General features: G+C 59.1%; 18 protein-coding genes. 4 read left to right on the top strand and 14 right to left on the bottom strand.

Annotation, left to right across the window (positions count from 1 at the left end):
- Nucleotides 1-2: 2 nt before the first annotated feature.
- The 3 genes from LDN85_RS09805 to LDN85_RS09795 form a co-directional block, all read right to left on the bottom strand.
- On the bottom strand, nt 3-824 hold the full coding sequence (locus LDN85_RS09805) for a fumarylacetoacetate hydrolase family protein (RefSeq protein ID WP_223945261.1): 822 nt from the start codon (nt 822-824) through the stop codon (nt 3-5).
- Entirely contained in the window at nt 821-2,356 is a 1,536-nt protein-coding gene (locus LDN85_RS09800) for an AMP-binding protein (protein ID WP_223945260.1), read from the bottom strand. Before LDN85_RS09800 ends, LDN85_RS09805 begins: the two co-directional genes overlap by 4 nt.
- A 125-nt stretch (nt 2,357-2,481) precedes the next feature.
- Nucleotides 2,482-3,090: a TetR/AcrR family transcriptional regulator gene (locus LDN85_RS09795; RefSeq protein WP_223945259.1), complete on the bottom strand. Its 609-nt coding sequence runs from the start codon at nt 3,088-3,090 to the stop codon at nt 2,482-2,484.
- Nucleotides 3,091-3,274: 184 nt separating this feature from the next.
- On the opposite strand from LDN85_RS09795, the gene LDN85_RS09790 reads away from it, so the two are divergent.
- The 4 genes from LDN85_RS09790 to LDN85_RS09775 all read left to right on the top strand — a co-directional run bounded on the left by LDN85_RS09790 (nt 3,275) and on the right by LDN85_RS09775 (nt 6,185).
- The gene (locus tag LDN85_RS09790; RefSeq protein WP_223945450.1) at nt 3,275-4,351 is read left to right on the top strand and encodes an alkene reductase; all 1,077 of its coding nucleotides are present in this window, start codon (nt 3,275-3,277) and stop codon (nt 4,349-4,351) included.
- Nucleotides 4,352-4,378: 27 nt separating this feature from the next.
- Nucleotides 4,379-5,167, top strand: coding sequence for an SDR family oxidoreductase (locus tag LDN85_RS09785; protein ID WP_223945258.1), 789 nt, complete (start codon nt 4,379-4,381; stop codon nt 5,165-5,167).
- A gap of 238 nt (nt 5,168-5,405) precedes the next feature.
- Complete coding sequence (locus LDN85_RS09780; protein WP_223945449.1) at nt 5,406-5,915, top strand: MBL fold metallo-hydrolase; 510 nt, start codon at nt 5,406-5,408, stop codon at nt 5,913-5,915.
- A 111-nt stretch (nt 5,916-6,026) separates the two neighbouring features.
- Nucleotides 6,027-6,185, top strand: a complete 159-nt coding sequence (locus LDN85_RS09775) for a hypothetical protein (protein ID WP_223945257.1) — start codon at nt 6,027-6,029, stop codon at nt 6,183-6,185.
- A gap of 75 nt (nt 6,186-6,260) precedes the next feature.
- Here LDN85_RS09775 and LDN85_RS09770 read toward each other — a convergent pair whose 3' ends face one another.
- The 11 genes from LDN85_RS09770 to LDN85_RS09715 all read right to left on the bottom strand — a co-directional run bounded on the left by LDN85_RS09770 (nt 6,261) and on the right by LDN85_RS09715 (nt 19,250).
- Nucleotides 6,261-6,578 carry an EthD family reductase gene (locus LDN85_RS09770; RefSeq protein ID WP_223945256.1) on the bottom strand — a complete coding sequence of 106 codons (318 nt, stop codon included), beginning with the start codon at nt 6,576-6,578 and terminating at the stop codon, nt 6,261-6,263.
- Nucleotides 6,579-6,590: 12 nt separating this feature from the next.
- Nucleotides 6,591-8,171, bottom strand: a complete 1,581-nt coding sequence (locus LDN85_RS09765; RefSeq protein WP_223945255.1) for an acyl-CoA carboxylase subunit beta — start codon at nt 8,169-8,171, stop codon at nt 6,591-6,593.
- Between the two features lie 149 nt (nt 8,172-8,320).
- On the bottom strand, nt 8,321-8,770 hold the full coding sequence (locus LDN85_RS09760; protein WP_223945254.1) for a cupin domain-containing protein: 450 nt from the start codon (nt 8,768-8,770) through the stop codon (nt 8,321-8,323).
- Nucleotides 8,771-9,304: 534 nt separating this feature from the next.
- Complete coding sequence (locus LDN85_RS09755; RefSeq protein ID WP_223945253.1) at nt 9,305-9,457, bottom strand: hypothetical protein; 153 nt, start codon at nt 9,455-9,457, stop codon at nt 9,305-9,307.
- 966 nt (nt 9,458-10,423) lie between these two features.
- Nucleotides 10,424-11,428 carry an NADH:flavin oxidoreductase/NADH oxidase gene (locus LDN85_RS09745; RefSeq protein ID WP_263422087.1) on the bottom strand — a complete coding sequence of 335 codons (1,005 nt, stop codon included), beginning with the start codon at nt 11,426-11,428 and terminating at the stop codon, nt 10,424-10,426.
- A 231-nt stretch (nt 11,429-11,659) separates the two neighbouring features.
- Nucleotides 11,660-12,310, bottom strand: a complete 651-nt coding sequence (locus tag LDN85_RS09740; RefSeq protein WP_223945251.1) for an NAD(P)H-binding protein — start codon at nt 12,308-12,310, stop codon at nt 11,660-11,662.
- A 70-nt stretch (nt 12,311-12,380) separates the two neighbouring features.
- The gene (locus tag LDN85_RS09735; protein ID WP_223945250.1) at nt 12,381-12,899 is read right to left on the bottom strand and encodes a nuclear transport factor 2 family protein; all 519 of its coding nucleotides are present in this window, start codon (nt 12,897-12,899) and stop codon (nt 12,381-12,383) included.
- 202 nt (nt 12,900-13,101) lie between these two features.
- Nucleotides 13,102-13,818 (bottom strand): flavin reductase family protein, encoded by a 717-nt coding sequence (locus tag LDN85_RS09730; protein WP_223945249.1) that lies wholly within the window; start codon nt 13,816-13,818, stop codon nt 13,102-13,104.
- 326 nt (nt 13,819-14,144) lie between these two features.
- Nucleotides 14,145-15,146 carry an ABC transporter permease gene (locus LDN85_RS09725; RefSeq protein ID WP_223945248.1) on the bottom strand — a complete coding sequence of 334 codons (1,002 nt, stop codon included), beginning with the start codon at nt 15,144-15,146 and terminating at the stop codon, nt 14,145-14,147.
- Nucleotides 15,143-17,704, bottom strand: coding sequence for an ATP-binding cassette domain-containing protein (locus LDN85_RS09720; RefSeq protein ID WP_223945247.1), 2,562 nt, complete (start codon nt 17,702-17,704; stop codon nt 15,143-15,145). The genes LDN85_RS09725 and LDN85_RS09720 overlap by 4 nt, the downstream gene beginning before the upstream one ends.
- On the bottom strand, nt 17,697-19,250 hold the full coding sequence (locus tag LDN85_RS09715) for an amidase (protein WP_223945246.1): 1,554 nt from the start codon (nt 19,248-19,250) through the stop codon (nt 17,697-17,699). Before LDN85_RS09715 ends, LDN85_RS09720 begins: the two co-directional genes overlap by 8 nt.
- Between the last annotated feature and the right edge of the window lie 24 nt (nt 19,251-19,274).

Genomic DNA, 19,274 nt, shown 5'->3' with positions numbered 1-19,274 from the left:
GGTTAGCGGATGACGCAGCGGTTCGCGGTGGCGCCGAGGGTGTTAATGCTCGTTTCGAGCACTGATCCCGGCTCGAGGAATTCCTTGGGATTCCTTCCGTCCCCCACTCCCCCCGGGGTCCCGGTGAGAATGACATCACCGGGGTGGAGGCTCGTGATGGCGGAGATGTACCGGATGAGTGCCACGGGACCGAAAACAAGTTCTGAGGTTCGCGAGTGCTGCTTGGTGTTGCCGTCCACGGCGCAGCTGATGTCCAGGTCGGGCTCGGGGCCTGTTTCGTCGACAGTGACAAGGTACGGACCCAACGGTGTCGTCTGGTCAAAGGTTTTCCCCTGCAGCCACTCCGGAGTACGTCGCTGGAAGTCACGCGCTGAAACGTCATTGGCGACGGCAAAGCCGGCGATGGCCTTACGGGCGATCGCCTCGTCAGCGCGGCTGACTGTGGTGCCGATGATGACTGCGAGTTCGCCTTCCCAGTCAACGCTGATGGAATCCGGTGGCAGGACGATGTCGTCGCGGGCGCCGATCAGGGAGTCTGCGAACTTGGCGAAGAGAGTCGGATACTCGGGAAGTTCCCGCCCCATCTCCAGGATGTGGTCCCGGTAGTTCAGCCCGACGCAGATGATCTTGCCGGGGGTGGGAACAACAGGAGCGAAGTCTGCTTCCTCAGGGTTTACCGGGGCGCCGTCGACGTGGCCGGACCATTCCGGAGAGCCAGCCTGGAGCCAAGCCCCGACGTCCTTGAAAACGAGCGGCAGGAGTTTGCCTCGGTCAACCACCGCTGCGCGGGTGCCGCTATTGGTGCGGATTGTCGCAAGCTTCATGCGTTCCACCCCAGATTCATTTTGAGTTGGGTTTTGACTAGTTTCCCTGCCGCTGAGCGGGGTAGTTCTTCGGGGCGCATGAACACCATCTGCTTGGGGATCTTGTAGCCGGCGAGGTGCTTACGGAGAAATATCGAAAGCTCGGCGGCGTCGGCTTGGACACCGTTCCGCAGAACCACGACGGCGCGGACTTCTTCGTCCCATTTGGGGTCCGGGACACCAACCACTACTGCTTCCAGGACCGAGGGATGCAGGTGAAGTACCTGTTCGATTTCGGCGGAGTACACGTTCTCACCTCCGGTTTTGATCATTTCCTTCAGCCGGTCACGGAAGTAGAAGTAGCCGCGGTCGTCGCGTGTGGCCAAGTCACCGGTGTGCAACCAGCCTCCGCGCATTGCTTCGGCTGTTGCCTCGTGTCGTCCGTAGTAGCCCGTCATCAGCCCAGGACCTCTGACGCAGATTTCCCCGAGTTCACCGGGCTGGACTTCCAGGCCTTCCGGGTTTTGAAGTTGAGCCTCCACGAGCAGGTATTCAGTGCCGATGGATCCGTCGACTGCGGGGTCCAGCATGTCGACAGGTTTGAGTCGGGTAACCATTGGACCTGCCTCGGTCAGGCCGTAGCGGAAGAAGAGGTCGGCGCCGGGCAGCATGTCCGTGAAGAGTTCTTTGTCCGGCATCCTGAGGAGCCCGGCTCCGGTGTGGACGCTTTTGAGGTTCTTGCGGATGGCCGGGTCGCTCAGGACACCGCCGTCCATCAGGCGGCGCATCATGTTCGGGATCATGAAGGTATTGGTGATGGCTTCGCGCCCGACAAGGTCCACCACGGATTCGTCGCTGAATTTCTCCGCGATGACGCTGGTCGCTCCGGCGATGAAGTGCGGCACGAGCCAGCACAGCAGCGCCGCTGAATGGAAGAGTGGTGTGACGATGAGGCCGCGTTCGTTCTCCCGGCTTCCCACTCCACAGTCATACATCTCGTTGATGGCGTTGGCCAGGGCCGATTTGTGGGACAGGACGACGCCCTTCGGCGTTCCCGTGCTTCCTCCGGTATAGATGATGCACAGGGGGGATTCTGGAGTTGTTACGTCGTCCACCGGGCCTGTTCCGCGGCGGAGCGAGTCGATCTCGCTGCCTTGGCGGATCACCAGCGGTGCCCGGCCGGAGCTTTCGGTGATGATTTCCAAGGCCTGTTCAAGCAGTGGAAGGTGCGTCTCTTCAACCAGGATGACCTTTGCTTCGGTCTCCAGAATGCCGGCAGCGAGTTCCGCGGGAGCCCACCGCCAGTTGTAGGCGATGTACACGCCACCCGATGCGGCGATGCCGAAGAAAGCTTCAGCATTGAACACCGAATTGCCGGCCAGTACGCCGACGCCTGTACCTCCCTGCACCCCGGAATCGCGCAGCCCCCTGGCCAGCCGCCAGGCCCTTTCCGCTGCTTCGCCGAACGTGACCCTGCCGTCAACGCCGACGAACGCTTCACGTGCGGGATTGCGTCGACTGTGCAGACGAATCCAGTCTCCAATAGTTCGCATCGTTGCCTCTCTGGAACGAAAATTCAGCTGTCTGAAGCCACCAACGCTGGCACCTCCTGCAATACGAACAAGCGTACGTCCGAACTGGGTTGTGCGCAACATCATACGGTTGCGGCAGGAGCCTTCTACCCGACGTCGAGGGTGTCGGCATGGGGGATGTTGAGCTCGCGAAGGGCGAGTTTGGTATAGATAGTCACGATTTCATCCAAGGACATGCGTCCCCCCGGCTTGAACCAGGAGGCGATGTGCGTGGCCTGTGCGACGAAGCTGTAAACATGGATCCTGGCGTCAACGACGTCGGCCAGTCCCGCCCGATCCGCCTCCTCGATAAGGCGTTGCAGGAATAATTCATATTCGTGGCGTTTGGCGATGACGACGCCACGGGCGTCCTCTGAGAGTGAGCGCAACTCGGCGTTGCCGATAAAGACTTCACGGGCGCGTTCGGCATGGAACCTGAGATGCGCGGCAAGCGCTGCTTGGAGCCTATCGACGGGGTCCCCGTCGACGGCGACTGCCCTGCGAATCGAATCCATGAGATCGTCCATGATCCCGCCCATGATCTGCAGCAGCAGGTGTTCCTTGCTGTCGATGTGGTTGTACAGGCTGCCAACCCGCAGGCCGGAAGCTGTGGCCACCTGACGCAGGCTTGTGGCGTCGTATCCCCGCTCGAAAAAGAGCTTTGCTGCCTCAGCGCGGATCACATCCGCGCTGCTTCTTTCGACCATTACCGTCATTGCCCGTCCACCTTTCCTTCGTGCGTTGCCTTCTTTTTGAGACCTGCACGCCGGACGGCGTCGGCGGCCAGCCGGTTCACGTGTTGACTTTCGTGCCGCAAACTCGTTCACTGAAACGTAAACGTACGAACGATCGTACTCCTTATTTGCGAGGTGTGTCTTGTTCGATCAACTTTTCCAACCCATGAAGCTCGGAGGCCAGACGCTGCCTAACCGTCTGGTGCTGCCCCCTTTGACGCGAAGCCGGGCCCAGGACGATGGCGTGCCAACACCCATCATGGTGGAGTACTACCGACAGCGGGCCGGGGCCGGCCTGGTCATCAGCGAAGGCACCGTCGTCTCTGCTCAGGGCGCCTCATACGCTCGGGTCCCGGGTCTCTACTCGGATGCGCAAGTGGACGGGTGGCGGCCCGTTGTCGCTGCAGCGCGGTCCTGCGGTGCCATTGTTTACGCCCAGCTCTGGCACGTCGGACGCCAGGCTCACTCATCGGTTCAGCCGGACGGCTGCCCGCCGTGGGGTCCCTCCCCCGTCGCCATCACAGGGTGGCAGTACCGAAGTCCCCATGGCCGGATTCCTTTTGAGGTTCCCAGGGAACTCAGCGAGGAGGCGATCGCTGAAATCGTCGCCCAATTCGCGGTAGCAGCGCGCAACGCAGTGGCTGCCGGTTTTGACGGTGTGGAGCTCCATGCCGCTAACGGCTACTTGTTCGACCAGTTCCTGAACTCAAGTTCGAACCGTCGGACGGACCGGTACGGAGGTTCCGTGGAGAATCGCCTGAGGTTCCTCCACGAAGTCATTGACGCCGTCAGCGCCGAGACCCGCATTAATCGCATCGGCGTGCGCATTTCACCGTCCTCCACGTGGATGGACGTCTTCGATCCGGACAAACGGGGCATCTACTCGGAGCTCGTGCGGGGTATCAGTGAACGAGGCCTGGCTTACCTTCATCTGGTCGAACCAGGAATCGCTGGTTCCTTGGACACAAACCCGCAGGATGGCGCGATTGAAAGCGCCGAACTGGGCAGCCTGTTTGACGGCCCGGTTATTGTCACCGGTGGGCACACACCACGTACGGCGGCCGCAGCCGTGGGAGCGGGGAGCGCGGATCTGGTGGGCTTTGGCCGCTTGTTCATCGCCAATCCGGACCTGCCGAGGAGAATCCAAGCAGGCGCGGAGCTTGCAGATCTCCGTCAGAAGGGGCTCTACGGTGGGGGCCCTGCAGGCTACACGGATTATCCCGAACTACAGTCCTCAAACTAACGAGCCCGACCAGAGAGGGGCCAGAATATGGCTAAGCACGACCCAATCGAGCGCACAACAGGGCGCCGAGGACTGAACGTAGTCATCACGGGAGCCGCTGGCGGCATGTGCCGCGGTATCAACCAGCGCCTGGGAAAAGCCGGACACACGCTGTTGTGTGTCGATCTGGACTTGAAACGTTGCCAGGCGGCCGTTGACGAGCTACGCGCGGAAGGTTTCACCGCCCATGCATTCGCCGCTGACGTGACGCGCGCGGAGGACGTCGAACGCCTTCGAGGAGACGTCAAAGAAGTTGTCGGAGAGGTCCAGGCACTGATTAACGCCGCCGGGGTCCTGGACCGGAAGATGCTCCTGGACCACGACATTCATTCCTTCTCCCGGGCCATCGACATCAACCTGGTCGGCCCGTTTGCGTTGATCAGGGCCTTCGCCGAAGATCTGTTGGCCGCCAATTGGGGCCGCATCGTCAACGTGTCCTCGATTGCCGGTACCACCGGCTATCCGTACCCAAGCTACGCCGCCTCAAAGGCCGGTCTCTCCAACCTCACCCGATCGTTGCTGGTCGATTTTTGGGGCACCGGTATCACGGTCAACTCAGTATGCCCCGGAGTCGTCGACACCCCTATGGTCATCCAGGAAGTCCGCGATCAGGTACCCAACAAAGTGCCCACTGGTAAGATTGTCGACCCCGATGAAATCGGGGCTCTGATCACTTTCCTACTGACCGATGACGCGCGAAGCATCAACGGCGCGGACCTCGTCATCGACGGGGGCGCCACCAAGATCTTCCGCCTGTTTGATCACGCCCAGGGATGATCGTGGAGATCACGAGCACGATCCAGCACGAGGCATGGTTGAACAAGGCTTTGCCTCCTGTTGAACGCGTGGCAGAGGGATTGTGGTCGGTGCCGGTCGTTTTTCCGCGGAACCCCATGCGTTACACGCTCGCCTACGTCATGGTCGACGGCGACGACTGCTTAATGGTTGATCCCGGCTTTAATAGTCCGCAGGGACGGCTTGACCAGCAGGCCGGTTTGGCGGCCGCCGGGCTGGCCTGCCGGACGTCACAGGGATCCTGGCTACCCATTTCCATACCGACCACCTGGGAATGGCCAGCTGGCTCAGAAGGGTATCCGGGGCGTGGGTTGCGTTGGGCCGGGCGGAGAAACGCTACATCTCCGACTTTGAGGATCCAGCTGTCGAAAACGATGCGGATCACGCCCGAATGAGGACCTGGGGCGTGCCAGAAAACAGGATTCATGAAGCAGCCATGAGCGTTGATGGCCTGATGCACCTCCGGCACTTGGCCGACGCCGACCTGCGGGTGGGAAGCGGGGACCTAGTCCCGGGCGCCGGGAGGCTCGCTGTAGTTGAAACCCCGGGACACATTTGCTTGCAGGATGATGCTCGTGAAGTTTTCATCAGCGGCGACCACATCCTGCCGCGCATTTCACCGAACGTCTCCTTGGAGATCCGGGGCGACGCTGATCCTTTGGGGAGCTGCCTGGAATCACTGGACCGGCTTGAGGCAGACACTCATTTTGAGGTGCTTCCTGCCCACTAGTACCGCTTCAGGGCCTTGCTGACCGCGCGGCAGCTGAAAGCCCTGGCGTTGGAGCGCACGGAGGAAGTGGTGCATGAACTTGACGCGCAACAGAACCCGACCGTGTGGAGCGTGGCCACGAAACTTAGCTGGTCCCGGGGTTTCGACTCTCTGCGCAACCTCCAGCTTCGCCTGGCCCTCAGCGAAACGGCCGCACACGTTCAATTCGTGCGGACGTCCGGCAATGACCACGCTGTGGAAGGCCTGCCCGCCTTGGTTCCCGTAGGATGAAATGATTTTCGAGCCTTCAATTGCAGCACAACAGTGGGCCGGACCTTTGAGGTCCGGCCCACTGTTGTTTGTCGCTTAGGAGCTGAGGTCGATTTCCTGCTCCTCAGCCAGGAACCACCGCATGTCGGCGAGGAACTCGTGCTCATGCTCAAACAGTGCCTTGGCTTCTTCGCCCGCGTAGGCACTCTTTACATCCGCCACGCTGTCGAACCACAACTCGGCCATCCCGTTGAATGGCCACTCCTTGTGATGCTCAATGGCAGGGTTCTGCCGATAGCGTCGCAGCCCCGGCAATTTGCGGACTAGAACAGGGTGCTCGACGTTCCACTTATGCAGGAACTCGTCCCGACTCAAACCATTCTTGGCCGTCAAGACGGCAACAACCTTGATCATTGGCTCGCTCCTTTAGGCAGGGGTGACTGCCTGCCGGCGTTCAACCGGAACGGTCTTACGTCGCCCGTAAAGATCAAGACGGACCATCAGGTCCGCGCGCAACTCATTCGCAGGAACTACCGCTTCGACGGCATTGGCGTTGGCGATCTTGAAGACGTCGATCCCCTCGGCATATTCGTTGTGCTTTTCCATGATGAACTTCTGGCGCTCTTCAGAATCCTCAATCTCATGGATCTGGTTGTAGTAGATACCGTTCACCGCAGCGTCCGGACCCATCAGCGCCGGCCGGGCCGTGGGAAGGGCAATGACAGCGTCCGGGTTCATCGGCGCGCCGGACATAGCCAAGTAGCCGCCACCGTAGGCCTTGCGGACCAGCACAGTGATGCGGGGAACCCGGCATTCGGAGACAGCAAAAATCATCTTGGCCCCATGACGGATGATGCCCTGCCGCTCGACTGCCGATCCGATCATGTACCCGGCAATATCGACGAGGAAGAGAATCGGGATGTTGTAGGCGTTGCAGATCCAGATAAAGCGCGCGGCCTTATCGGAGGAGTCCGGAAAAATGGATCCGCCCATGTGCTTGGGCTGGTTGCCCACCAGCCCGACCGGTCGGCCACCAATCCGGGCGAATCCAGTGAGCATCTCGGGAGCAAAGAGCTCCTTATAGGGGAACCAGCTCCCCTCGTCCACCAGGGACTCGACGAACTCCTCCATGTCGAAAACTTCAGCCTCGCGAAGGGGGACAATTTCCTCCAGCGTGCGGCCGGGGCGCGGTTCCGCTGCAGGGGCAACTGGCGCGGTCAGCTCCCAATTGGCGGGTAGGAAGCTGAGCCAAACACGTATGGCCGCGATGGCTTCGGCGTCGTCTTCGACGAGAACATCACCCAGTCCGGAAACGGTGCAGTGCATCTCGGCACCACCCATCTCCTCAAGGGTGACCTTCTCGCCAGTCACCATCTCCGCCAGCCGCGGGGAGCCGAGGTAGGCCGTTGCGTGGCCGCGGACCATGATGGTCATGTCGCAGAGGGCGGGAACATAGGCGGAACCAGCCGGAGAAGGACCGAAGAGTGCACACACCTGCGGTACGCGGCCGGAGATCTGCACCTGATTGTAGAAGATGTTGCCCCAAGCATGTCGGCCAGCGAAACTTTCGAACTGCTCGTCGATACGGGCGCCAGCGGAATCGAAGAGATAGACGAGCGGGATTCCCGCCGCATTGGACTTCTCCTGAGCCGCTGTGATCTTCTCGAACGTCCTATTACCCCAAGTGCCGGCCTTTACGCTGAAGTCATTGGCGATGACGCACACTTGGCGTCCATCGACTCGACCGAAGGCGATGACGACTGCGTCGCCGGGTAGCCCTTCTTCGAACCGGGCCAGAAGGCCGTCCTCTATGTATTCGTTGTCGTCAAACAGCAGAGCGAGTCGTTCGCGAACCAGCAGCTTGCCGGAATCGACGATCTTTTTGCGGTTCTTCTCTGAACCGCCGAGCTTCGCCTGCTCGAGCTTCTCCCGGAGAAGTTCGTGCACGGTAGGGGCCTGAACTGCCTCCGTCGGCACCTCGGCTTCCGTGATCGTGGTGGTGCTCATATAGGCCTCCAGTTGAAACAACAGATAAATACTTACGTGTAACCAGTATACGAACAAGCGCTCGCTCGTCTAGCCCCAAAGCGTGAATCGACTGCCAATAGCAGAAAGGGCCGCTTGAACGCAAGCGGCCCCCTCGGTCAGACGACATATCAGGATTGGTAATCGATCTCCAGCTCGGCGACGTCCTGATCGGCCAAGTTGACCACGATGTTGTCAGGAGTACGCGTGGTCATCCAGATCAATTCCTCGGTCTGGCTCGCGTTGCCTTCGATGTGGGGCATGTACGGCGGAACGAAGACGAAGTCCCCTTCTTCGAGGTAAACGACTTCGCTGTAGCGATCCCCATAGCGGATGAAACCGCGGCCCTTGAACACATAACCGCCGGTTTGGGCCTCACCATGGTGGTGCGGCTCGGAAATTTCGCCCGGGCCCGTATAGACCTTCCCGAACCACAACTTGTCCGCCGCACTGTTCTCCTTACTCACCCCGGAAATGCGGCGGGCGTTCTGCGTCTGGCCGGGGGCAGCCTCCAGGTCGCCAGCCCGGTGAACACGGAAAATGTTGGTGTTCCTGTTGATGTCAAAGGCGACGTCTGTCATCGCTAGTCCTCTCAAAGTGGCATCGGTGGCACATTCGCGGGCCGCCCTTCATTCGGCGAGCCCTTCATGCCAGTATCCAGCCGGGACGCGATGCCGTCAATACGAACGTTTGTACGCCTTTGTAACCCTGAATGTACGAAGTTCTGTATGTCGCCTGTTTCCGTAGCCACGTGCGTCAGGCGGGGCAAATGTGCACCGTGCAGGGTCCAACAATCCGAACCTGACATATGCTGCCGCGGTACCCATCCATCCGTGGTGTGCAAGGACCTAGGTTGGTCCTCTTCCGAACATCGGAACGTTCACTTCTCAATGCGTCACGAGCGCGAACCGAGCACGCGTTCGATCCGGGACACCGACCTCCCCACACACATTGCCACGTCATCGACGTTAATCTCATGACTCACGTACAGGACAGCAAGCGATGCCGGCCGGCCGGCCGTCCCGCGTGCGAAGAGGGAAGGGCCACCGACGATGGTCCGCGGAAGTTTTCGTCGTGGCTTACCTCGAAGGCCTTTGGTGAATAGTCGGCCGGATTTAGCTGGGACCGAATGACCTTGCCACGAGCGTCCCTGTCAATGCCGTGTCGACTCCCTGGCCGCTGCGCCACTGTCGCATCGGCCGGTTAAGGTCCGCACTGGCAAGCGTGACCGCCGCCTCGCCGTCGAAGGCGACAAGGAAAGCTGTCATGCCCAACTCATTGGCAAGAGCCACTAGTTCACGCGACGCCGCTGCCTGCAGATCGGGGGCGACGTTGCGCGCCAACTCTGCCATCCGCAAGCCTAGTTCAAGCCCTCCCGCTGCGCTGCGATAAACCAGTCCATACTACGGCGTTTACCCTTGCCCGGAATCATGCCCCCAATCGGCGGGTGAGCCTCGTGGTAACGATCGCCATGGCTGGCGTTCCACTCGTCGGTACTCTTGCCTATGACTTTGGCATGTCATTATGCCCACCCACGGGTGGGCATAATGACATTCGTCTGAGAATGGTTGGGTGTTGAACCCCAAGCTCCTCCAGCACCGTCTTGTTCAAGGGCGTGTCGATGAGGCCGGGCAGAATCGAATTCACCCTGATGTTATCCGTCGCGAACTCTACGGCGGCGGTCTTCGTCAGAACTCTCACGGCGCCCTCGGTCCCCGGGTACGCAGCAAATGCGCCCCGGCCCAGGACGCCGTAGATGGATGCCAGATTGATGATCGATCCGCCTTGACCACTTTTTCGCATGTGCACGACAGAGTGTTTCATGCCTAGCCAAGTTCCGGTCTGATTGATGGACACTTAGCGGGTCCAGGCGTCCAATTCAGCTGCCTTAATGCCATCGAGGCCTATAGTTCCGCCGTTGTTTATGAGAACATCCAAGCGACCGAAGCGGTCTTCCACGGCACAGATTGCCGCTTTCCAGTCTTCCTGCTTGGTACTGTCTAATACCAGCGGCAGAGATTCTCCCCAGGCCCCTCGATCTCGACGCCTAGCGCTTCTACTCGCTCTCAGAAAATATCAGCGACGACAAATTTTGCGCCTTCCTCCGAAAAGTGTCTCGCTTCCCCCTACCCTGGCCGCCTGCTGCGCCGGTAATGAGGGCGACTTTGCCTTCTAGTCTTCCCGGCACCGTGAATCAAAACCTCCTATAACCTTGGTCGAATGAGCAGCCAAATTTAGAAGCCGCGTTCGTAGGGACCTGTTGCCCGAGCATAAGTGGGTATGGGGAGGTCAAGTTCAACACCAGCCGCTTTTGCAGCGCCCAGAGCCCAGAAAGGATTGCGCAGAAGGGCTCTGCCCAGGAACACGAGGTCTGCACTCCCGGAAGAGACCACCATCTCTGCCACCTCCGGCGTACTGATCGAGCCGACGGTAGCTGTGGGTATACCGCATGCTTTGCGGATCCGACGCGAATACTTGGCTTGATACCCGGGAAAGATGTCACCAACATAGCCGGGGGCGATGTTCCCACTTGATGCATCAATCAGGTCTACGCCGAGACTAATGAAATCCTTGACCAGATCATCAGTGTCTTCGAGAGTCAAACCTCCCTCAATGCAGTCTTCGGCAGAGACCCGAACCATTAACGGTTTGTCATCCGGCCAGACCGCCCGGACCTCGGTGATGACGTCTAGAGCAAATTTGGCCCTATCAGTTGCAGAACCGCCATATTCGTCAGACCTCTGGTTGGTAATTGGCGAAAGAAACTCGTGGAGGAGGTATCCGTGGCCTGCGTGAATTTCGAGGCAGTCAAATCCCGCATGTACCGCACGGACTGCCGCGTCACGGTAGGCAACAACGAGCTCCTGCACCTCCCTGGTGGACAGTTCATGGGGGACCGGAAAGTCCCCGTATGGAAGCGCCGATGGACCGACGATAATTTCTTGTGAAGCCGACTTACGGCCAGCGTGGGCAAGCTGAATGCCGATTTTGGTGCCGCAATCGTGTGCAAAGGCTGTTAGCCGCTGCAAGCCCCTGATTTGACCATCAGACCATAGCCCCAGGTCATGCCCACTGATGCGTCCACGGGGATCAACGGCGACTACTTCCGTCATGACCAAACCGACGCCGCCCAAGAAACGTGCTCCGTAATGTACGAAGTGACGGTCCGTCACCTTACCGTCGTCGCCGGCCATGTACATAAGCATCGGTGACATCGCGACTCTGTTCTTGAGGGTCATGCCACGCAGTGTTAGGGGTTCAAATAGTTTGCCCATGTTTACAGTACGTCCAATCGGTCCGGGACAGCCGTTAACCGACTTTCTTCTCCACGTTTTTTCATGTTCTGACTTCCTTGCCTGGTTAGCGAGTTGCAGCACAACATAATGGCCCTGTATCCAACTTCTGCGCTCCTTTTGGAACGGAAATAGAGCGTCCGGCTCAAGTGGCAACAGGGAGTTGCAGCGAGAGTCTCAGTAACCCACCGTGAACCGGACGCGACGATGAACTGGCCGTTCGATTTCGTCCGCGAACGCAATCGCATAGTCCTCCCCGGAAATGGTGGATTTGCCCTGCTCGTCGAAGAGCAACTCATCCTTGCCGAGGCGATAGCCGCCAGTCCTTTCACCCAGTGCGTAGGAACCGAACAGTTCCGGTGGGCTGATGTAAAACCAATCGAGACTTTCGTCGTACTTTTTCAACACTTCGAGCGCTTCGGCATGCAGTCGCGCCTCCGGAAGCTGTGCCTGGTTGAATTCCGGTCGATCCATGTGCTTGATGTCGGTCCCTGCCAGTCGAAGACTGCCGGCTCCCCCGACCACACCCAAGCGGGTACCTGACGAGGCAATCAGCGGAAGAATAGCTTCCAGAGCCTGGGCAAAAGTAACGCCGTCCTCAGCGATGGCACCGGCTCGCGTAGCGAGCACAACGACGTCGGCGCCCTTCACTGCCAGTTTGACCACATCGAGGTCATGGATCGATCCACTCTGGAACGCTATCCGCGGGTCGAGGGAATCGGGCTCTGAGCGGGCGACACCCGAAACTTCGAATCCGCGGTCAAGAAGTTCACGGGCGATATGCTCACCCGCATATCCGGTTACTCCGAAAATAACGGCCTTACTCATTTATGTTCTCCAATCGATACGGCTCGCTGTATATGCGGGCCTGCTTTCGGCGTGTTTAGTGCCAGGTGTTCTACACGTCCGCGTCCAGCCAGGTTGCGTCGGGTGCGGAAAATTCATAGCCCGGATCGGTGCTTGGGTTTCCGACCAGCGGATCGATGCGGGTACGCACGAGACGCGAGAAGGATATGCGCCATCCTCCGGAGGTGCGGAGGTATTCATCTTCGTAGAAGCCGTACCCATTAATGCCGTACATTCCTGAGATTGGCACACTCTTGTAGACACGGCTGTCTATTTCCCAAGTGACGTAATCGTTCATGCTCCAGATTCCGCGCACCCTGTTGGAGTCCAAAGATCTGAACCGAGGCATTGAGCCGCGGTGTTGGCTTTTCGTGTCATCCAGAAACTCTGACAGAGCGTCGACAAAGTCGTTAGTCGTACCGGCAGCGTCGAATGCATAACCACTGAAACGCGCGTCCAGGGTGAACAACTCAGGGAGGAGCTTCCAGTCTTTGCTGTCAACGTATTGGAAGTATCGTGCTTTGAGATCAGTGATCTCAAGGTAATCCTTGATGGTCAGCTGGGTAGTCATGAGTGCTGCTCCTAGTTGATGTCGTTTCAAGGCGGCGTGTTCCCTCTACTCAGTGATTTCCAATCGTCTAGATCAGGACTACGTGTAGTCGAAGACCAATCGTGGAATCTCATTGTGAACACGACTTTGGCTTTACTATGTGATGCTGCCGTAGACTTACAATTTCTGCTGCGAAGACGTCCGCAATGCGGCTCCAATGCCATCATGCAGCGGTGTGTGCGGCCGATGGCTGCAAGGGTGCAAGCATTTCAAAGGTATCGTCAGTGCGACAGTAAATACCGGGATTTACCAGCCTGCCGATCGCATTTATGGCCTTGGGGTTGACGTGAAGCTGATCATTTAGAATGCCATCCCGGTAATGAGCAAAGACGACTTCTCCCAGAACCATCTGATAGGGAACTTTCCCTATTTCAGTGATGCTAGTGACTCTACATTCCAGTTGGACCGGACATTCGACCAGCCGCGGAGGTGCAACGAAGTTTGAAGGCGCTGTTTGAAACCCTGCAAATTCTGCTTCATCCACAGAAAGCGGGTGTTCTGGTTGGCAAGCATTCATCTTATCTTTGTTGGCTTCGTCAACCAGATGTACTACGAACTCGCCATTCGCCCGTATATTCACCAATGTATCTTTTTCTTCTGACCGCCTGTCAAACATGGTAGGACCGACTGAGAACATGACGGTAGGAGGATCGATCCCGACCACATTGAAGAAGCTGAAAGGCGCCGCATTTGGACCTGCAGGACCTGTAGTCGTAACCAATGCGATGGGCCGCGGAACGACAGTGTTAACGAACAACTTGAACTGGTCGGCCCGGTTCATGGAAGTGACGTCAAAACTGCGCATGTTGTCAATATCCGGTTCCGGCAATTGGCTGTCTTTGGGTGCCGGCGAACTGGCACCTCTTACTGATTCATTCATAAGAGTCCTTTACTATCCAAATTGTCCAACGAGGATGACGCGCTAATAGTTGATCCGCGCAGCGGCTCCCGGTATCGCATCCTTCAGCACTTGGGTTGAGGAAAGGTGCAACTACTTTTATTCCTGCTTCCAGCCGCGCCATACAATCCGATGGAATTTAGCCTGTATCAAATTTAGTCTCAATGCGTTGACTGAACTAGTACCTTTCGCGCATATTTCATGGTCATATCGGTCAGGCATACACACTCTCGTCGCATGAGCCCCCAGTTTTTTCGCCTCCTGTGGTGCGGGGCAAGTTTCTTACCGAGCCCAGGCTTGGTCAGTCCTTAGGTCTGCGTCGGTTGGGGTTTTTTGAGTTTGTAGAAGGGGATGACGCGGAGGGTCATGGCGACGGCGATTGCAGTGCCCTGCACGAGGAGCTGGACTGATGGTGGTGCGCCCATGGCCAGGACGGCCTGGCCGAGGCATGTGATGAATAGGGCCCCGATCGCTGTTGCTACGATGCTTGCTCGGCCGCCGGTAAGGGGTGTCCCGCCGAGGACGACGGCGGTTACTGAGGCGAGCAAGTATGCGTTCCCTGAGTCCGTGGGAGGCGTTCCGACGTAGCCGGCGAATAGGATCCCGGCGGCGCAGTAGCAGATTGCGGCGAGGATGTAGGACCCTATCTGGTATCGCTGAACCGGGAAGCCGCTCGCTCGTGACGTCAGCGGGTTCGCGCCGACTAGCGTCGTCCTCTTACCAAAGGTGCTCCGACGGATCAGCCACGCTGCGGTCCCTATAAAGAGCACAGCAACGAACAGGGTGGCGGGGATTCCCAGTGGTCGGGCGGAGGCGAAGGCGGTGAGCGGTTCCGGGACCCTTGTAGGGCTGCCGCCGGAGATCGAGTGGCAGACGCCCAGTAGGAGTGCGTTGACTCCCAGCGTGGCAATGAGTGGTGTAATGCCGAATCGTGTGACAACGACGCCGGTCGCGCATCCGATGAGGGCTGCCACCAGGAGAGCAATGACGATGCTTGCAGCCACGCCGATGCCGAGCCATGACGGTATCACTGTCACAATGATGGTGGAGAGGGAAAATATACCCGCTACGGAGAAGTCCAGTCCTCGTTGTTGAACGACGACCATTTGCCCCGCTGCTGCTACCGCCAGGATGCTGGCGAAGGGCAGGAGGGAGAGCAAAGAGGCGACCGTCAGGACTCCGGAGGTGAGGGTGACTGTGAGCAGTGCGAGCGTTGCCCAGAGGATCAGCGAATAGCCGTTCCCCGCCCTGCCCAGTATCCGAAACGTGCTGGGGCTGCGGTTTGCTGTTTTCGTGCTTGTGTTGTTCATGCCTTCGACCTCAGTTTTGAGTAGAAACCGGCGGCCAGGATGGTAAGTCCGCCCAGCAGATAGTGTTGCCATGCTTCGTCAAGGGCCAGGAAGACAGTGACAGTGTTCAGTTGCTGGATCAGGAGCGCACCCGTCAGGGCTCCGATGAACGAACCCCGGCCTCCAAAGACGCTGGCTCCTGCCAGAACGACGGCGGTGACGCTTGGCAAGGTGAAACTGATCCCGGCGCTGGCGTCGCCCGATCCGGTCTGGGTCATCAAGACCAACGCGGCGAGCACTACGATGGTCGAAGCGCCCACGTAAGCGGTCAGCAGAGTCCACCGGATCTTTACGCCTAGGCGCTTCGCTGCCGCTGGGCGCGACCCGACAGCGCGCAGCTTCAGGCCCCATGCCGTCCGACGCATTGCGAACTCCAGACCCACCCCGAGGACAACAGCTGCGATTGCGGCTACGGGAACGAAACCGACAGAGGCCTCCAGCCATCCAAGAAAGGTTCCGTTGATGGCGCCACCCGGTTCAGGGCGGAGCACCAGCGAAACGCCCTGGAGCAGGGTAAACGTGATAAGTGTGCCGATGACTGGAGGGATCTTCGTAAATTCGATGAGCGCCCAGTTGACCAAGCCGGTGACGAGGCCTACGGCGCACACTATCAGCATGCCTAGCGCCAGTCCCCCGTAACTGGAGAGACTGGCAGGAAGGACGAACGAGGCCGTCACGACCATGACTCCGGCCAGTGGACCCACGGACAGGTCAATTCCGCCGGTCATCATTGTGAGTTGTTGTGCAAGCGCCACAAACGCATAGGCGGCGAAGAGCAGCAGTAAGGAATTGAGGTTGAAGGCGGTGAGGTAGAACTCGTTTTGGGACGCGGCCACTCCGCCCAAGACGAGTGATGCCAGGCCGAGGATTACGGCGGGGAAGTAGTCACCGCTCAAAAACCGTTTCGCGCGAGAGCGCTCTGTGGCTGCCGCAACCGATCGCGTGGTAGTCGAAGTCAAAACCGCGTGGGTGATGGCTTGTTCGGTCAGTTCGTCGCCCTGGAGCTCAGCGGCCACCCTCCCCCGGGAAAACACGATGACTCTATCGCAAAGCCCGCTGAGTTCCAACGCGTCGGAGGAAAGGACCAGGGCGGTGCCGCCGGAGTCAGCTGTTGAGCGGAGGATCTCGTAAATGTCCAACCGTGCGCCCACGTCAACGCCCTGTGTCGGCTCATCGGCCAGAAGAAGCGCCGGATTAGATGCCAGACTGCGGGCCATCACAACCTTCTGCTGGTTTCCTCCGGAGAGGCTCTCGATGGGGGCATCCAAGGAGCTCATCTTGATGCCCAGCGCTGCACGTAAATCCTCGGCGGCAACTGCTTCCTGCTTCTGGTCAACGATGGATGCCCGTGAGAACTTTGACAGCGTCCGCGCCGTGAGGTTCGCCAGGATCGGCAGGGAAGTGAAGATTCCTTCACCATGGCGGTCGTTCGGAACGAAGGCGACCCCGTGTTCGGCCGCTTTCCACGGCTTACCCAGGGATAGCTCATCTTCGCCGACGGTAAGTCGGCCGCGGGCCTTTTCGAGTCCGGCCAAGGCGCGGAGGAAATCGCGCTGGCCCTGCCCCTCAATACCCGCCAGCCCGACAATCTCGCCCCGGTGCAGCGCAAGGGAATCTACCGAAAAATTCTCGCCGACGAAGTCCTGGACCACGACGGCTGTTTCCCTGTCGCCGCCGTGTTGCTGTTTTTCCGGGAACAGGACGGACAACTGTTTTCCGGCCACCATGTCGACGATTTCACGGTCGGTTTTTTGCCCGGCAGGAAATGTGTCTTGGATGGCGCCGTCGCGCAGTACGGCAATTCGGTCCGCAATCTTTTTAACTTCGTGAATGCGGTGGGAGATATAGACGACTGCGCAGCCTTCCTTGGCCAACTGGCGGACGTTCGCCAACAGGATTTCGACATCCTCTTTGCTCAAGTGCTCGGTGGGCTCATCCAAGATGACAACCTTAGGATTCCCCGCCAGGGCCTTGGAGATCTCGAGCACGAAGCGCTTGTCCGGTTGAAGGTCCCTCACCGGGACGGCAGGTGGTAGCGGCTTCTCGGACGAGAAGGACGCGGTCAGCTTCCGAGACCACGCGGCAAGGCCCCTGAACTTGGGCCGTTGTTCCTCGGCAACGCCGAGGAAGCAATTTTCATCGACTCGCAAGTCTGGAATCAATGCTGGGTCTTGGTAGACAATCGCAAGGCCAGCCCGCCGTGATGCCTCTGGATCGCTGCCATCCATACGGTGGCCAGCAATAGTGACGGTTCCTGAGTCGGGCAGCAGTGACCCCGCGGCCACGGACATAAGCGTCGATTTCCCGGCTCCGTTTTCACCGACAAGGCCTAGGATTTCGCCCGCAAAAAGTTCCAGGTTCACAGCCTTGAGGGCGTGGACGGGACCGAAATGCTTCTCGATAGCTGACAGCTGCAGTACCGGAGTGGCCTCCCCCGAAGCTCCGTCCGGAATTAGCATCCCGGCCAAAGACAGGGCAGGTTCTTCCAGGGAGGCCGTGTCTGACAGGGAATCACGCATGGTCGCGCCCTCCCAAGCTGGTGCTAGCAGTAGTCGTGGCTGACAGCTGGTGCCACGCATCCGCCAGCCGAAGGAGCCGTGCGTCCTCCCAGTGCGGAGCAACGATCATCATGCTTACAGGCAGCCCATCCGACATTCCGATGGGCATGGCGGTGGCCGGGTGCCCGGTGATGTTGAAGGCGCAAGTGTTTTGCAACATATCCAAAGCACTGGACACCACCGTGCTGATCGAGGCATCGGGAGGCGGAATGATAGTCGCCTTCTTCGGTAATGTGGGCATGACCAGCACATCGTAGTCAGCAAAAGCCCGGTCATACGAGGCCCGCAAGTTTCGGGCTAGGTTCTGCGCCTTCGCGTAGTAATGCGCCCCATAAGTCTGCTCTACAAAATCCGCGAGGTATGTGTAGAGCTTGTGCGTTGGGGAAAGGCGAGATCCACGAAGCATGAGGGTTTCCCGAACAGCCTCCATCATGTCTTCTGTGTAGTGGCCTCGAAAGTTCAGGCCCACCCCCTCGCCAACCGCCATCGCGTGGATGCCTCCCTCGATAAATATGGGGAAGGCGATCGAAGGCGCATCCCGGTGCGCCGGGATACTTACTTCCTCGACAACACAACCCAGAGCCTGCAGTCCGTAGGCCGCGTGGAGTACAAGTTCGTCAACGTCATCTTCAGAGTGGCCTGGCCAGCCGAAACCTTCTGTCAGAACGCCGACGCGGAGTCCTTGGACATCTCCGTTGAGTGCGTCCGAGAATCCGTCTACTCGGAGGTCCCACTGTTGGCGTGGATCGAGGCCGTCCGGGCCAGCCATGACGTCAAGCATCAAGGCAAGGTCGGCTGGTGTCCGGGCTAGTGGGCCCAAGGTATCCACTGTGGTTTCCAAGGTCATAGCGCCGGTATAGGGCACCAGTCCCCATGTTGGCTTGTGCCCGTAGACACCGCTCCAACCAGCGGGCATCCTGATCGATCCTCCCTGGTCGCTGCCCACAGCCAGGTCCACCTCACCGGTAGCCACAAGAACGGCGGATCCACTAGAAGATCCGCCACTGGACCGCAACGGATCATGAGGATTCCGGACCGGCCCTGGGTAAGACGTGTGACTGGCGCCAGTGAGACAAAAACTCTCGCAAGTCGACTTTCCAACGACCGTCGCCCCGGCTTCCAAAAGCCGCTTAACCACCGTCGCATCCTCAGCAGGCACAAACCCCTCAAGCGCCGCCGAGCCGTTCCGCATGGGAAGGCCCGCTACAGCAATCGAGTCCTTGATAACCACAGTCCTACCCGCAAGAGGACCATCCGGCGCACCAACAATTTCGGCTTTCCAAGCCCACGCACCCAAACGATTCTCGTCCCGGCCGGGCATGCCCCCGACCGGCCTTTCGTACTTCACCTCAACCGCGGGCACCTCAAGCTCATCAAGTCGAAAATAGGCGTCAAGCATTCCTGCAATAATGTCTTTGAATTCGAGGACCTCGTCCTCGCTGTTCCCGAAGCCTCTGAGACTATTCGTCCGCAGCAGTTGCTCGGTTGTTGGGGTCTTGCTGCCCACAGCTATCTCCTTGATCCTGGCCTT

It is taken from the genome of Arthrobacter sp. StoSoilB20, assembly GCF_019977295.1.
Classification (GTDB): Bacteria; Actinomycetota; Actinomycetes; order Actinomycetales; family Micrococcaceae; genus Arthrobacter; species Arthrobacter nicotinovorans_A.
Note: the sequence above shows the minus strand (reverse complement) of the source record. Positions and strands in the feature narration are given on the sequence as shown.

Excerpts from the sequence above, each read along its gene's own strand:
- LDN85_RS09740 (WP_223945251.1), bottom strand. The coding sequence starts at position 12,310 with ATGAGTAAGGCCGTTATTTTCGGAGTAACCGGATATGCGGGTGAGCAT.
- LDN85_RS09730 (WP_223945249.1), bottom strand. The coding sequence starts at position 13,818 with ATGAATGAATCAGTAAGAGGTGCCAGTTCGCCGGCACCCAAAGACAGC.
- LDN85_RS09785 (WP_223945258.1), top strand. The coding sequence starts at position 4,379 with ATGGCTAAGCACGACCCAATCGAGCGCACAACAGGGCGCCGAGGACTG.
- LDN85_RS09745 (WP_263422087.1), bottom strand. The coding sequence starts at position 11,428 with ATGACCCTCAAGAACAGAGTCGCGATGTCACCGATGCTTATGTACATG.
- LDN85_RS09735 (WP_223945250.1), bottom strand. The coding sequence starts at position 12,899 with ATGACTACCCAGCTGACCATCAAGGATTACCTTGAGATCACTGATCTC.
- LDN85_RS09805 (WP_223945261.1), bottom strand. The coding sequence starts at position 824 with ATGAAGCTTGCGACAATCCGCACCAATAGCGGCACCCGCGCAGCGGTG.
- LDN85_RS09760 (WP_223945254.1), bottom strand. The coding sequence starts at position 8,770 with ATGACAGACGTCGCCTTTGACATCAACAGGAACACCAACATTTTCCGT.
- LDN85_RS09725 (WP_223945248.1), bottom strand. The coding sequence starts at position 15,146 with ATGAACAACACAAGCACGAAAACAGCAAACCGCAGCCCCAGCACGTTT.
- LDN85_RS09770 (WP_223945256.1), bottom strand. The coding sequence starts at position 6,578 with ATGATCAAGGTTGTTGCCGTCTTGACGGCCAAGAATGGTTTGAGTCGG.
- LDN85_RS09755 (WP_223945253.1), bottom strand. The coding sequence starts at position 9,457 with ATGACAGCTTTCCTTGTCGCCTTCGACGGCGAGGCGGCGGTCACGCTT.
- LDN85_RS09765 (WP_223945255.1), bottom strand. The coding sequence starts at position 8,171 with ATGAGCACCACCACGATCACGGAAGCCGAGGTGCCGACGGAGGCAGTT.
- LDN85_RS09795 (WP_223945259.1), bottom strand. The coding sequence starts at position 3,090 with ATGACGGTAATGGTCGAAAGAAGCAGCGCGGATGTGATCCGCGCTGAG.
- LDN85_RS09720 (WP_223945247.1), bottom strand. The coding sequence starts at position 17,704 with ATGCGTGATTCCCTGTCAGACACGGCCTCCCTGGAAGAACCTGCCCTG.
- LDN85_RS09800 (WP_223945260.1), bottom strand. The coding sequence starts at position 2,356 with ATGCGAACTATTGGAGACTGGATTCGTCTGCACAGTCGACGCAATCCC.
- LDN85_RS09790 (WP_223945450.1), top strand. The coding sequence starts at position 3,275 with ATGAAGCTCGGAGGCCAGACGCTGCCTAACCGTCTGGTGCTGCCCCCT.